Source organism: Paenibacillus sinensis (assembly GCF_019904155.1).
Taxonomy (GTDB): domain Bacteria; phylum Bacillota; class Bacilli; order Paenibacillales; family Paenibacillaceae; genus Paenibacillus_AQ; species Paenibacillus_AQ sinensis.
In genome coordinates this window covers 44,168-58,316 of record NZ_JAHCMB010000049.1, presented here as the reverse complement: position 1 = coordinate 58,316, position 14,149 = coordinate 44,168, and the positions used below count along the sequence as shown (strand labels likewise).

At 50.7% G+C, this 14,149-nt stretch carries 16 protein-coding genes; 5 read left to right on the top strand and 11 right to left on the bottom strand.

Going from position 1 to position 14,149, the window contains the following annotated elements; all coding sequences use genetic code 11:
- The first annotated feature begins 63 nt into the window (after nt 1-63).
- Together KIH86_RS06120 and KIH86_RS06115 are read left to right on the top strand one after the other, a co-directional pair.
- The gene (locus KIH86_RS06120; protein ID WP_223081828.1) at nt 64-360 is read left to right on the top strand and encodes an ArsR/SmtB family transcription factor; all 297 of its coding nucleotides are present in this window, start codon (nt 64-66) and stop codon (nt 358-360) included.
- Complete coding sequence (locus KIH86_RS06115) at nt 353-2,872, top strand: FAD-dependent oxidoreductase (protein ID WP_223081827.1); 2,520 nt, start codon at nt 353-355, stop codon at nt 2,870-2,872. The genes KIH86_RS06120 and KIH86_RS06115 overlap by 8 nt, the downstream gene beginning before the upstream one ends.
- 115 nt (nt 2,873-2,987) lie before the next feature.
- On the opposite strand, the gene KIH86_RS06110 is transcribed toward KIH86_RS06115, so the two are convergent.
- The 3 genes from KIH86_RS06110 to KIH86_RS06100 form a co-directional block, all read right to left on the bottom strand.
- Nucleotides 2,988-3,974 (bottom strand): iron-hydroxamate ABC transporter substrate-binding protein, encoded by a 987-nt coding sequence (locus KIH86_RS06110; protein ID WP_223081826.1) that lies wholly within the window; start codon nt 3,972-3,974, stop codon nt 2,988-2,990.
- Between the two features lie 288 nt (nt 3,975-4,262).
- Nucleotides 4,263-5,726, bottom strand: coding sequence for a sensor histidine kinase (locus KIH86_RS06105; protein ID WP_223081825.1), 1,464 nt, complete (start codon nt 5,724-5,726; stop codon nt 4,263-4,265).
- Nucleotides 5,704-6,390 (bottom strand): response regulator transcription factor, encoded by a 687-nt coding sequence (locus KIH86_RS06100; protein ID WP_223081824.1) that lies wholly within the window; start codon nt 6,388-6,390, stop codon nt 5,704-5,706. The genes KIH86_RS06105 and KIH86_RS06100 overlap by 23 nt, the downstream gene beginning before the upstream one ends.
- Nucleotides 6,391-6,545: 155 nt before the next feature.
- Here KIH86_RS06100 and KIH86_RS06095 point away from each other — a divergent pair, with 155 nt between their 5' ends.
- The 3 genes from KIH86_RS06095 to KIH86_RS06085 are packed head-to-tail and all read left to right on the top strand — an operon-like array spanning nt 6,546 to nt 8,502.
- Nucleotides 6,546-6,899 carry a hypothetical protein gene (locus KIH86_RS06095; RefSeq protein ID WP_223081823.1) on the top strand — a complete coding sequence of 118 codons (354 nt, stop codon included), beginning with the start codon at nt 6,546-6,548 and terminating at the stop codon, nt 6,897-6,899.
- A 21-nt stretch (nt 6,900-6,920) separates the two neighbouring features.
- Complete coding sequence (locus KIH86_RS06090; protein WP_223081822.1) at nt 6,921-7,892, top strand: FAD:protein FMN transferase; 972 nt, start codon at nt 6,921-6,923, stop codon at nt 7,890-7,892.
- Nucleotides 7,873-8,502 carry a ferric reductase-like transmembrane domain-containing protein gene (locus tag KIH86_RS06085; protein ID WP_223081821.1) on the top strand — a complete coding sequence of 210 codons (630 nt, stop codon included), beginning with the start codon at nt 7,873-7,875 and terminating at the stop codon, nt 8,500-8,502. The genes KIH86_RS06090 and KIH86_RS06085 overlap by 20 nt, the downstream gene beginning before the upstream one ends.
- Before the next feature lie 75 nt (nt 8,503-8,577).
- Here KIH86_RS06085 and KIH86_RS06080 read toward each other — a convergent pair whose 3' ends face one another.
- The 8 genes from KIH86_RS06080 to KIH86_RS06045 form a co-directional block, all read right to left on the bottom strand.
- Nucleotides 8,578-9,051, bottom strand: coding sequence for a GNAT family N-acetyltransferase (locus KIH86_RS06080; RefSeq protein WP_223081820.1), 474 nt, complete (start codon nt 9,049-9,051; stop codon nt 8,578-8,580).
- Nucleotides 9,052-9,072: 21 nt separating this feature from the next.
- Nucleotides 9,073-9,390, bottom strand: a complete 318-nt coding sequence (locus KIH86_RS30065; protein ID WP_223081819.1) for a GNAT family N-acetyltransferase — start codon at nt 9,388-9,390, stop codon at nt 9,073-9,075.
- A 48-nt stretch (nt 9,391-9,438) separates the two neighbouring features.
- Entirely contained in the window at nt 9,439-9,873 is a 435-nt protein-coding gene (locus tag KIH86_RS06070) for a hypothetical protein (RefSeq protein WP_223081818.1), read from the bottom strand.
- 152 nt (nt 9,874-10,025) lie between these two features.
- Nucleotides 10,026-10,583, bottom strand: coding sequence for a hypothetical protein (locus KIH86_RS06065; RefSeq protein WP_223081817.1), 558 nt, complete (start codon nt 10,581-10,583; stop codon nt 10,026-10,028).
- A 26-nt stretch (nt 10,584-10,609) separates the two neighbouring features.
- Complete coding sequence (locus tag KIH86_RS06060; protein WP_223081950.1) at nt 10,610-11,161, bottom strand: histidine phosphatase family protein; 552 nt, start codon at nt 11,159-11,161, stop codon at nt 10,610-10,612.
- Nucleotides 11,162-11,346: 185 nt separating this feature from the next.
- Nucleotides 11,347-12,129 (bottom strand): acetolactate decarboxylase, encoded by a 783-nt coding sequence (locus KIH86_RS06055; RefSeq protein ID WP_223081816.1) that lies wholly within the window; start codon nt 12,127-12,129, stop codon nt 11,347-11,349.
- A gap of 42 nt (nt 12,130-12,171) precedes the next feature.
- Nucleotides 12,172-12,933, bottom strand: coding sequence for an acetolactate decarboxylase (locus KIH86_RS06050; protein ID WP_223081815.1), 762 nt, complete (start codon nt 12,931-12,933; stop codon nt 12,172-12,174).
- Complete coding sequence (locus tag KIH86_RS06045) at nt 12,926-14,149, bottom strand: multidrug effflux MFS transporter (protein WP_223081814.1); 1,224 nt, start codon at nt 14,147-14,149, stop codon at nt 12,926-12,928. The genes KIH86_RS06050 and KIH86_RS06045 overlap by 8 nt, the downstream gene beginning before the upstream one ends.

The window sequence follows — 14,149 nt, the reverse complement described above, 5'->3', positions numbered from 1 at the left end:
ATATTTCGATATAGCGATGAATGCTGTTTTTGAAACTTATAATCCTCGAGGTGAAACCTGTTCATGGATAACCAGTTTAAAGCCTACACCCAGAGTGCTGAACTGCTCAAAGCAATCGCTCATCCAGTACGGTTGTGCATTATCAAAGGGCTAATCGATAAAGGCAGCTGCAACGTGACCTACATGCAGGAATGCCTGGACCTGCCGCAATCAACCGTATCCCAGCATTTGCAGAAGCTTCGCTCTCTGGGCATAGTCGAGACGCAGCGCAGCGGTCTGGAGAATTATTATTCAGTCAGAGACGATCGGATTGTACGCCTGGTTCAACTATTGCTTAAGGAGGAATCACAGAATGAGTAGAAAAATATTGATTGTCGGCGGTGTGGCCGGCGGCGCTTCCGCCGCCGCCCGGCTTCGCAGACTGGACGAGGAAGCCCATATTGTTATGTTCGAGCGGGACGCCTATATTTCATTCGCCAACTGCGGGCTGCCCTATTATATCGGCGGCTCCATCCAGGACCGTTCGCGGCTGCTTGTGCAGACGCCGGAGGCGATGCATAACCGGTTCAACCTCGATGTCAGAGTTCACAGCGAAGTAGTCTCCATCGACCCTGTGAATCGCAAAGTAACGGTTCAGAGCCGCGAGCGCGGCACTTATGAAGAAAGCTATGACGCGCTGATCCTGTCACCCGGCGCCAAGCCGATCCGTCCCGCTCTTCCGGGCATCGAAAGTTCCCGCATCTACACACTGCGGAACATTCCCGATACCGACCGGATCAAGTCCATCGTCTCCGAAGAAGGGACACGCTCGGCCGTTGTGATCGGGGGCGGCTTTATCGGAGTTGAGATGGCGGAGAATCTGAGAGAAGCAGGGCTTGAGGTCACGCTGATTGAAGCGGGCGACCAGCTGCTGGCCCCTTTTGACCCGGAAATGTCTTCCGTACTCTCGCGTGAGCTTGAGGATCATGGCGTCCAGCTGATTTTCTCCGACCGGGTACAGGGCTTCAAGGAAGATGAATCGCAGATCGAAGTATCGCTGTCCAGCGGCAAGACACTCCGCAGCGAGATGGTGCTGCTGGCCATCGGCGTCACACCGGATACCGCATTTCTCAAGGACAGCGGACTGGAACTCGGACCGAGGGGACATATTGTCGTCGATACGCATATGATGACCAATCTCGAGAACGTCTACGCCGTCGGCGACGCTGTAGAAGTGGTTGACTTCGTGAACGGACAAAAGACGGCTGTGCCGCTTGCGGGACCGGCCAATAAGCAGGGGCGGATTGCGGCAGACAATGTCGCTGGACTATGCACCGAATATAAAGGCACTCAAGGGACTTCTATCCTGAAGGTATTCGATTTGACGGGTGCGGCTACAGGTAACAACGAGAAAACATTGAAGCGTCTGGGACTCTCCTATCAAACCGTGTACATTCATCCCGGCTCCCATGCTTCGTATTATCCCGGGGCCATGCCGCTGTCGATGAAGCTGATCTTTGACGCCAAGGGCAAGGTGCTCGGCGCGCAGGCTGTCGGCAACGACGGTGTGGACAAGCGAATTGACGACATCGCCGCGGTGATCCGCTTCGGTGGAACGGTTCAGGATCTTGCCGAACTGGAGCTCGCTTACGCTCCTCCTTATTCTTCGGCCAAGGACCCCGTTAATATGGCAGGCTACACAGCGGAGAATGTCGTGCTCGGACTGACCGAGGTTGTGGTCCCTGCTGACCTGAAGGACCTTGATCCGAAATCCGTACAGCTGGTTGATGTCCGTACGGAAATGGAGCATGCGAACGGTCATATCGAAGGCTCTATTAACATCCCGGTGGACGAACTGCGGAACCGGTTGAATGAACTGGACCCAAGCAAGGAAATCTGGGTTTACTGTCAGGTTGGCTTAAGAGGCTATACCGCTTCCCGTATCCTGAAACAGAAAGGCTATCGTGTCAAAAATCTTACGGGCGGCTATAAGACGTATCAGATGTTCCGTTACACCCCAAAGCCGACTTCTCCTACCGATCCGAATGGCGGGAAGTCTGGAACGGGAGATAAGGAAGTCAAACCGGATACGGGCAGCAATGTCATTAAGGCCGACTTCGGCTCTAAACCGGTGCCCGTTGGTACGGAGCTTGAAGCCGATGCCGAGCTGGACGCCTGCGGTCTCTGCTGTCCCGGTCCGCTTATTCAAGTGAAGATGAACATCGACAAGCTGGAGACGGGACAGATCCTGAAGGCGACCGCCACCGATCCGGGCTTCTATGAGGACATTCAGGCATGGGCCCGCATGTCGCGTCACCCGCTTGAACGGCTGACGAAGCTGCCCGGCGGCGCCATCGAAGCCTATCTGCGCAAAGACGGCACCGTTCAAGAGAGCGCATCTGCTCCGCAGCAGGACGCTGCGCGCAATGGAAGCACGATGGTCGTCTTCAGCGGCGATCTGGACAAAGCCATCGCTTCATTCATTATTGCGAATGGAGCCGCGTCAAGCGGCAAGAAGGTCACCATGTTCTTTACCTTCTGGGGTCTCAACATCATTCGCAAATCCAGCAAGGTCCCGGTCCGCAAGGATTTCATCGGCCGGATGTTCGGCGCCATGATGCCGCGCGGCAGCCGGAAGCTGAAGCTGTCGCAGATGAATATGCTAGGAGCCGGTCCTAAGATGATCCGATCCCTGATGAAGAGCAAGAATGTCTCTTCTCTCGAAGAGCTGATCCAGAGCGCACTCGACCAGGGCGTCGAAATTGTCGCCTGCCAAATGTCGATGGATCTGATGGGGATCAAACGGGAAGAGCTGATCGACAATATCGGATTCGGCGGCGTCGGTTATTATCTGGGCCAGGCAGACCAGGCCGGACATAATCTGTTCATCTAATTATAAGCAGCAGCAAAAAAAGCCGGCCAGTCAAGGAGTCATTCCTTGACTGGCCGGCTTGCCTGTTGTGCGCCCGTTTCCTAGCCCTGTTAGCTCTGTTACATCAGTATCTGCATTACTTAGCCAGGAATCCGTCTGTAAAGACCTTCAGCAAATACTCGAGCGTAGTCGGATCGCTGTAGCTGGATTTCTCCGACTCAATCTCGATCACATGCCCGTTCTTCACAGCCGGAATGTTCTTCCAGGTGTCACTCGAGAAGAAGGCATTCTCACTGTTCGACGCCGGCTTGCTTAGCACGATATAATCGCCTGCATATTGCGGTACCGTCTCATTTGACAGCGTGTAATAGCCCGGACCGAGAGCGTCTTTCTTCACCGCTTCCGGCATTTTCAGACCCATAGCCTGGTACAGCACTTCCGTGCCGCGTGCCCAGTTGTTCCCGAATACATAAATGCTCTTGGCATCATACTCAAACACGGACACCGTGGCATTCTCACCGATCTTCGCCTTAATCTCTTTGCCTGCGGCTTCAGCGCGCGTCTTGAAGTCATCAACCCAGGCCTGCGCTTCAGTCTGTTTGTTCAGCAGCTTGCCGATCTCAATCTGCTGGTTCAGATAATCCAGCTTGCCCCATGTATACACGACCGTCGGCGCAATTTGCGCCAGCTTGTCCAGGTTCTTCATGTAGTCGCCGGCGATGATCAGGTCAGGCTTCAGCTCGATAATATCCTCGAGGCTATCTTCCGACACTACCTTAACGCCGCTGAGCTTATCCGTGAACAGCGGATTTTTGCCAGTCCATTCATCGACTCCAACCAAAGTGCCGCCAAGCGAAATCACATTGGGCGCATTGGTGAGAGCGACGATTCGCTGCGGGTTCGCCGGAACTACAATCGGTCCCGTCTGGGATTCGTATGTAATTGTTCCGCCATCAGCCGGAGCGGACGCCGCCGGAGCGCTGCTGCTTGCAGCCGCCGATGCCTTGGCAGCCTCGCTTGGCGCTGCTGTTCCGGCTGCGGTGTTATTGTTCGCCGCCTGGTTTCCGCACGCCGTAAGTATTATCAATGTCAGCAGCAGCACAGGTGTCAGCCATTTTCTCATGATGATTTTCCCCCTTCTAGTCCGGAACTATATTTATGTGATAATGATTCTCACTCTCACTAAAATATAACTATAGGGGCATCTCCACTGCTTGTCAATACGAAATCGGCGGCCTTGCTCATTGAAGCTGCAGGTTTACTGGCCGGATGTCCCGGCTTTTGGCTGATCCAAAAATGAAGCCGGAGCCAAGGCAATGCCTTGAACTGCCGGCCGGTTTTTGTACCCTACGGGTACTTTCTGAGCAGATCATTCCGCAAACAAGCGATACATCACAAGGTTTAGTAGCACTTAGCCGTTCGGAAGCTCCGCCCTGAAGATGCTGCCCTCTCCGGGTGATCCGGTCACTTCTATGGTTCCTCCGTGGGCTTCGACGATCCACTTGGCGATCGAAAGTCCGAGCCCATGACCGCCGAGCTCCCGGGCTCTTGATTTCTCCTCCCGATAGAACCGTTCAAAGACCCGCTCCCGATCCTCCGGCTTGATGCCGATCCCGTTATCCCGCACTTCGATGACAAGCTTCTGAACCTTGGCCTCCATCGCGAAGACCGAGAGTTCAACCAAGCCTCCATCCGGCGTATACTTAATGGCATTGTCCAGCAGGATGACAAGCAGCTGGGACAACCGCTCTGAATCGCCGCGGAATGGAATCGGCCCCTTCCGTTCATTACGGAGCGTTATGGCTTTGGAGAGCGCCATTGGCTTGAAGGAGTCCGCAATCCGTTCAGCGACCGCCCCAAGATCAAAGTTCTCCATCCGGAGCGCCGCCGCACCCGAATCCGACCGGGCGAGCGTCAGCAGACTATCCGACAGCCGGATCATGCGCTTGGCTTCGTCTCTCATATTGTCCAGCACCCTTCGGACAAAAGGCTCCCCTTCGCCCACCCCCTCCATTTCGAGCGCATCGACCGAGGACATCAGCACGCTTAAAGGGGTTCGAAGCTCGTGGGAAGCATCTGCGACAAATTCCCTCTGTCTTGCAAAAGAACGCTTAACCGGAATCATGGCCTTGGAAGACATCTTATGGCTCAGAAACACAGCAAATCCCGCAAAGAGAACCGATACGGCTGCAAGGACTGCCAGAAGCCATTGGAACAAGCGATGCTGTGCCGTAATATCCTTGGCTCCATAGATCACGCCCAGCACATGCCCTCCATCCACAATCGCCCGTCCGGCTACAAGGAGCTTGCTTTTGCCTGTCACCCCTGGGACTTCTGCGGTTAAATCGCCTTCGCTGCCCTGTTCTGAAACAGCCGTTGTCTCATTGTCATTCAGCCAAAGAGACCAATATCCGGTTATTTCGCCCTCGGGTGTATAGGTATCTGCCCAACCGTCACTTAGGGTGTTTGCAAGCTGACTCACCAGAGTCACACTGTCGGGATTCAATGGAAGCAAATTTCCCGATGTGTCCGCGACAAATCCAGCGATCTCATTGACGCCGGCGCGAGATCCTCCTCCCTGCTTGCTACCGTCGCCGAGATAGCTTTTCCTCCCCTGGCCATGTTCCCAGTTCTCATGCAGAGCGTATAGTTGTTGTTCGAGCCAGCTGTTCAATTGCTGCTTCTGCTGATTCATAAGAAGGTAATGCAGCAGCAAGTACACCGTTACAATGAACAGCAGCAGGAACCCGACCAGAACGGCACTATAGCGTATCGTCAATCTGCGCTGCGTAAGCCGGATGACATCATTGTCCTGCGGTTTGCCTTCCGAAAATCTCCATTTTGGAAGCCGCTTAGTGAACCATCTCTTTCTCAATTTTATAGCCAACCCCCCGAACGCTCTGAATCCAGTCCTCATTCGTAATTTCGCCGAGCTTTTTGCGCAGCAGCTTTATTGTAGCATCTATCGTCTTGGGGCCGACATCGCTATCCAGCCCCCAAATCCGGTCCAGAATGACCTCCCTCGTCAAGACAATACCCAGGTTCTGAACCAGTAAATCGAGAAGCTGGAATTCCCGAGGGGTAAGCTGGACGGACTCGCTGCCGCGCTTCACCACCTGAGCGGTCCGGTTGAGCACCAAATCTCCCAGCTTCATTTCCTGCTCCAGAATCGGAGCGAAGTTGCGGCGGGTGAGCGCCCGGATTCGGGCAAGCAGCTCGTCAATTTCAAACGGCTTCACAAGATAATCATCGGCTCCGGCATCAAGTCCTTCGATTTTGTCCTGAAGGCTGTCCTTTGCTGTGAGCATCAGAACCGCCCCGCTGTATCCTTCCAGCCGCAGCCTCCGGCATACACCCACGCCGTCACCTTCCGGCATCATCCAATCCAGTATCAGCACGTCGTATTGGGAATCGGCCGCATAGTGGTAAGCATCTTCGCCGGTTGTCACCCAATCAATATCGCACTCGGCTTTCTTCTTCAGCATATGAGCAATCAGCTCACCCAGCCGCCGGTCATCTTCAGCCAGCAGGATCTTCATTAACGTTCTCACCTTCTTTATAAGAAAATTCTGAATTCAGGATATCACGCCATGATGAAATTCATATGAAAAAGCATCCAGCGCAATATTTCACTATTTTTTCACCAATAGCGATTAATCTTTGAAGTATCACTAAAGACGAGGGTGTGATCACGATGAAAAAACAGCAATGGATAAAATGGCTGACCGGCGTGTCTGGAGCTCTTCTGTTTACCGGCTTCGTTGGATATGTTGGCAACCGCGACCAGGCCGATGCAGGCAGCGCAACCGCCTATACCCAAAGTCAGCAGGACAGCAGCATCTTCGACAATAGTCAGAATCAGCCGCAGTGGGATTTCGATTCGGAATCCGGAACGGACAGCGGTTCTAGCCCGGATCAAGGCTTCGGCCCAGGCCGGGACCGTTCGTATTCCTCCGGCGATTCCGGATCTTCATCCGGATCGGGCTTCTCGGATAATTCATCTTCTGATAGCCAGAACAGCGGCAGAATGCGCACACGCGCTTCGTAAGCCGAAAGGAGGACTTGAGGAATGAGACATTTTAAAGCGATGAACACGGACTTTTACCTATACGAGCTGCCGCCTGAAACCGAGATTAGAGCGGAGAAGTGGTTCCGTTCCGTCGAGTCCCAGCTCAGCAGGTTCCGTCCGGCCAGCGAGCTCTCCCGTCTCAATCAGGCTTCTGGCAGAGCCTTTGCCGCTTCTCCGCTGCTCTTTGAGGCGGTCTCGGAGGCTGTGAGGCATTATTGCGAGACGGACGGCATTTTTAACCCGTTCATGGGCAGAGTGCTGGAAAATGCCGGCTATCGGGAGAGCTTCGAACTCTTGCACAAGCCAGATCCCGGCGATTCGGCTGCTGCCACAACGGCAACCCATATTCAAGCATTGGAACCGCTCCCCCCCATTTCTCCAGATGATTATCTGGAGCTGGATTTAGAGCTGCGCAATATCTCGCTTCAGCCCGGTTACTCGCTGGATTTGGGCGGCTTCGCCAAAGGCTGGAGCGCCGAGAAAATGGCGCAGAAGCTGTGCAGCCAAGGGATACGACAGGGAGCCATCGATGCCGGTGGCGACATTATCGTCTGGGGAGAGGCTCAGCGCTTGATCGATATAGCCGATCCCTATCAGCTGGAGGCGAATATCGCAACACTCTCGATCAGTACGAGAGCGGGTATCGCGACAAGCAGCCGGGTCAAGCGGAGATGGTCGGGACCTGACGGGGAAGAGATGCATCATCTTTTGGACCCCCGTACACGAAAGCCCTGCAGCTCGGATTTGATCCAGGTGACGGCGATTTGCCCTACACTTGGGCAGGCGGAGGTGCTGGCGAAGACCTTTCTGATTCTTGGCGGGACGCAAGGAGACGCATGGGTGAAGGAGAAGCATCCTGACTGCGCGGTAATCGCTGTACGAGAGGACGGCTCGATAATGCTGAGCGGCATGGCGGAATTTTACCTGGCGGACAAGAAAGGAGATGAACGATATGTACAATTGGTTCAGTAATATCGCGGACACGTTAAGCGTCTGGACGACCGTACGGGCGGCCGGGTTAACCTCATATATGCTGCTCTTCGCGGCGATATTCGCCGGATTGCTTCAGGGAGAGACCTGGGCCAAAGGCGCCCGCAAAGTTCAGCTCAATCTGATTCATCAATGGGCCGGCTGGTTCGGCATGCTCTTCGGCCTTGTTCATGGGCTGGTTCTTCTCTTTGACAAATATATCGGATACTCGTTCTTTGAAATCGTCATTCCGTTTGCATCCAAGCATGAGCCATTCTGGACGGGGCTCGGAACCATTGCCTTCTATCTCATGTTCGCCCTGATTCTCAGCTCCGATATGATGAAGTCAATTGGAAAAAGAACATGGCGCATCATTCACTTTATGGCGCTGCCAACCTTCATTCTGGCGTTGTTACATGCTGCCATGATAGGTACTGACAGCGGCACAGCGGCCATGAAGCTGATGTATTCGGCGACCGGAGTGCTGGTGGTTGTGATGCTCATTCGGCGGATTTATCTGGCCACACGAAAACCGGCAGGCCGTCGCCCGGCTCATCCTGAAGTTATCGTTCCCATCTCCCGACCCGACAAGAAGATCAGCTCTTTCCGATAAAATAATCCGCTGGCGTTCGGCTAATTCCACCCAACAACGGCACCTGGTTTACCAAGACCCCGAGGTGCCGCTGTTTTATTCCTTTTTATCCGAACCGTTCTTCAATAAATAGGCCCTTGGATAAAATCCATATTTCGCATAAAATCTCAATACTTGCTCATTCCCATATAGCACGGATATGCCAATATCGCGGATTCCATTGTCCTGAAACCAATCAAGCGTTTCTCGCATTAAGGTATCACCAATACCCTCACCCCGATAAGCATCCAGGAGGTAAATCGAATCGATCTCTCCCTGTCTGGCCTCATTAATCGAACTAATACAATATCCGACTGCCATCTTCGTATCTGTATCATGGGCAATAATGATCTTTAACTGTCCTTGTTTCGATTTGTCGAGCAGGTCTCGCGACCGTGCTTCGAATGTATTTCTTGATAGCTGCTCCGAAAAGTGGTCCGACAATGAAGCATGATGATCCCTAAGCCGCTCCCATAAGGGTTGGATTAATGCGAGTGAGGTTAGGTCTGTCACCACATACTCAATCTTCAAAAGAAATCACCTTCGATCAAGTTAGATTTCAAATGCTGTACATTGGTATCGATAAATCTGCTGAAATCCTAAACGCGTTGCCAGCTTTCGCGATCCTTCATTATCGAGCGAGCAATCCCAATAGGGGATAAATCCATGATTCCGTATCTCTTCCACTAACAAGGTCGCTAAATACGTTCCCACTCCCCTGTTCTGATAACGATCGACCGTTTCAATCCCGATTGCATGAGTATCTGCTGTCACAAAACTGGAGTAACAGACTCCAATGATTTCCGATCCATCAACTGCTGCGAAGCCAAAGCCTTTGTTCCGAAAAGCCTCTGATGAAGACCAGAACAAATGAATGTGATCTTGAATGAAATCTTTATTATTGAAATCCCCGTTCTCTCAATCCGGTTGTTTGAGATTGATGGTATTGAACACCCTTTTAGTGATTTCACCAGGTTTATTAAATGATTTGAAGACCAACTGTTCAAACGGGTACAGCTTTCTTGAAGGGAACAGAGCTTCATAATCCCAGTCATTGTGATGACCCGACACCTCAAAATGGTGTAAGGACTGCTCCCTCATCTTCAATTCAATATCCGTCGAAATAAATTTGTCCAGCGAACTGATAAATGTATGATTGCTGTGATCCCCAATGAGATAAAATCCTTGCATGCCCTTACTCCATACCAATGCACTTCTGGGTTCAGGCGCTTGATCAATATAAATCCAACCGGGATTAGTATGCTCGATGATTGAGATAATCTCCGGATATGGATGTCCGCCTTCAAGTAAGGGTTTGACTTTATAATAGTCTTCTGGCGCTAACTCTAGCATGTAAACCTCCCAAGAACATCGTCAAAACTCTCTACGGGAAAGAAAGCGCTCCCGATCTATTACCATTTCAATATTGTTCCACAATAATCCTTCATTTGACCCAATGTTAGCGGGCAGCTATTATGTGAATCCGGACTCCTAGCGATTATGATTCAGTAAATTACATACTTTTTCAGAAAATAGGACAAAGCGCCTGCAAGTACTGCAAATAGGGAGTATACCGTCACCAGTGTTTTCAATAGGGTAGCAACATTTGTTATGACAGCAAGTACTTCCAACCTTCTTGGATATGAAACTAACATTGCTAATACCCCTATGTTCTCCACATATTCAAACACAATGATCAATAACGGCAGGAGACATATCGTCTGCGTAAACGTATTAAGGGGGAACATGTGCCGAAGGATCAGGGTAACAGTCAAGCTGAAAAACAAACTGTAAATAAGCGGAAAGATGAAATCAACGACTTCCAGTGCGATATGGATTTTTCTCCCTTGGGGTCCGTAGGCTTCGATCATTGTGTAGACTTTGTCCGCGGAATAATTAAAGGTCGAATCTATGACTCCGATTCCGCCGGATAACTGTTTGAGTTGGGGGACACCCAGGATAAAATTCAGCAAGATGTAGAGAGAAATAAATGCTAAACACAACAATATAGCCAGCCTGGGCGTTGCCAATTTTGAAATCATGGTGTACACATCATTGATCACCTAGAATCCCCCTTTTTTCAGATTCTCTACAAGCATATTCTGTAACTGTTAACTAATCTGTCCTCATCGAATTCCATCCTGTAAATATCCGGTTTGGAAGTGTTCATTAAGAACTCGTATCCATACTGGTTATCGAAGTGGTTCATCATTAAAGTCATAACAAGACCATGAGTTCCGATAGCTACTCTTTGTCCTTTGTACAGGGTTAGTATTTCTTTCAATGCGGCCACCGATCGTTGCTGACACTCTGTCATGGACTCACCCAGTGGAGGTACATAGTCAGGAGTTTCAAACATTGATCTTACAATGGCGTATACTTCTTGATCTCCAACTATTTTGTCTTCGGTTGAGAACATGAACTCTTTCAAATCCTCGATTACAGATACTTCTTGCCCGCAAAATTGGGCTAATCCCTCTATCGTCATAACAGCTCTCTTATAGGGACTTGATACGAAGCCAGTGATTCTCTCGTCCTTCAAAAGTTCTATTATTCTCTCCGAATCAAGTCTACCTTTCTCACTTAAGCCACGGGTTCTTTCATTTCCTTCGGTTTTTGGCGATTCTCCATGTCTGATCATGTATATGTAAGTATTTTCGATATTCAACTTCGATCCCGCTCCTTAATCATTGTTCTTACCTGAAATTGTCATCTCAATATGTAAAAAAATAGACCGCCCTGGCCAGGATCACGGTCTATTTCCGCCCCATCAATAGATGGAAAAAAGCACCAAGTAAAAAACTAACCTCAGTATAGCTTATCTTATCACGCTTTTATAGTGGCCCCAGGTAGGATTTCTTTGCCTCCAATGCCTTCCTTGATCCATTCCGACACCCGTCTGGACATGGCCTCATTTCCATTCAGGTCCACTTCATAGTAAGCGGGATCAGCTTTCGGAAGCTGAAGATTCAGCTGATGCTTGGCATCGATCCACAGTACGCCTTCTGTCATTTTGCAATCGATCACATGGCCCATAAATTTCCGGTCATCGCTGATGAAATGCGCGTGCAGCCCTCCCGCTCCACCGTTGATCCCTGACAAAAATGACGGGAGCCAGAAGGCAATGATGGTGCCGCTGATATTTTCCACTTCAACATTGATGGACTGGTCTGTCATCTCGGGAACGACACGCGGATACGGCTTCTGAAACGATAAGGGAATAGACGTTTGAATGGATTCGAACTTGCCTTTGCATTTCACGGCGTACATGATATTGGGAGTCGGCAATGCCGAATCAATATAAGCTCTCAAATCATTCAGGTCCATCGTCTGTTGAAGTCTTACAGGATTGGTCTCCTCGAAGAAGGCCAGCAGAAACAACCCGATCTTCTGATCGTCTTTGACCACTTTATTGACATAGGTCTGATTATCCAGCAGCAGAACCGACTCCTGCATCCCCTTCGTGCAGCCCAGCCCGAAATCTCCCCACTCACTCAGATCGCGAATTGTAAACTCTGTCTCCATTACGCCCGCAACTAACGCCGCTGTTGTATTGATTTGCGTATACACATCCGTATTGCGAAACTCCACATTATGACCGTTCTTCATCTAAACCCCTCCTCCATCGGATTCTTCGCCTTACACTGGCATTTATTGCAGAGAGATGTCCACGACCTGTTGAAGGATGTTCATCGTCTCGGATAAATCGGCTTGGTAGTACTCCTCATCGCTGGGAAGAATGAGCCGCAACGTATGCTTGTAATCCAGATAGGCAGTTCCGTCAATCAGTGTAAAATCAATCATATGACCTCCGTATTTGCCATCCTGTGTAATGAAGTGAAAATGATAGCTTAGTCCGGAAATCTCGCCAAGATGCTCCGGCATAAGATAGCCAACCAGCGTTCCGCGCTCGTTATGATACGTTCTGACATGCTTGGATAAAGCGGTGTTGATCCCTTTGGGATACGGCTTCGGCTGGGCAGGATAACATTTGGTCCGCAATACTTCGAAAAGACCCTCGATCTTGATCGCATACATGATGTTGGCTGTGGGCAGCGCCTGCTCGATCGCAGACTTCGTCTCCTCGTAGGTGGCCGCTGTGTGCAAAGGAACAATCTGATCACTTTTGAAAAAGGAAACGAGCATTTTGGGCGTTTGGTCCTCTCGGTCGATGGAACGGGTCTGCCCATATTCATCAAAATGATGGAGGATACCGTCCAGAATGGCGATTTCGCCATGGAGTCCCGTAATGCTGCCAATGCCGAAGTCTCCCCATTTGCTCAATTCCTTCAAAGGCACAAACCCGTCCAATACGCCCGCGAACACGGCGCCATAGGTCGACACTTGATAAACGGTATCCAGATCCCCCAGCACCAGACTTAATTCCCGGTTCGCGGCTTTCGGCTCATACATGCAATTTCTCCCCCTTTTTTTTGCCGGCCGGCAGCTTATCAACATAATGGCAGACACCAAACATCAGGATCGAAATGAGCATCAGTCCGCTGTACGTGAACGACATCGGAAGCTGGGAATCAACCTTCAAATGGCTGGCGAATGTTGTGACGAGCGATACGATGACACCCGACAGAGAGCCGAACAAGGAACTTGCCGTACCCGCCAGATGGGCAAACAGTTCCATTGATCGCGCTAACGTATTGGGGACGATAAAACCGCAGACAAAGACGATCAGCAGCACCGGAATCACCGTTCCGGGAAGACTCACGCCTCCCGCGAACTCAATCAATACCATGATCAGGCTGAAAATCAACGCACTGGACAATCCAAAGATCAATAAAGTCATGATGGGATAACGGCCCACGCTGAACCGATTGCCAATCGACCCCAAGAAATAAGAAGCTCCCAGCACCAGCGCAATATAGCCGTAAATCACGGATGAATAGCCAAGAACATTCTGGATGAGAAAAGGCCCCATCGTGTTGAACAGCACTACCGACGCGTAACCGAATCCGCCGATGATCGTCATTCCCATGAATACCGGGTCACGAATAATCTTTCCGATGTTCGCGAGCGTGACTTTCACATTCAGCTTAACCAGATTTTGGTTAGTTTCCGGCAGCCGGGCCAGGGCCAAACCAAAAATAATCAGGCCGTACAAGCCAAAGAAATAGAAGTCGGCTTTCCAGCTTAAATATTCTTCAAAATAGCCGCCGATAAATGGGCCGATGATCGGGCCAAGCGACCAGCTTAACCCGAAGTAATTCGTTGCTTTGGCCAACTCTTTGCCTTTGTAGCAATCCACGACCATCGCCCGGCCCACAACCGCCATGCCGCCTACGCTTAAGCCCTGAATGAGCCGGCACAGATTAAGCACCTGAATTGTCGGCGAGCTGATACAGATCAAACTGATGATCCCGTAGCTCAATGAGCTTCCGAGCAATATTTTTCTACGCCCATAACGATCCGAGAGAATTCCAAGCACCATCTGCCCCACACCATATCCCAGCATATACAGGCTGATGCTCCGCTGAACGGTTCCGGTATCGCTATGATAAAAAGATACGAGCGAGGGCAGAGAAGGCACATATAAATCGACCCCAAGTCCCATTAGAAAAGGAACCAAAAAAACCAATAACGAAATAATCCGCATCTCTGAAGCTGAATGCTTCAC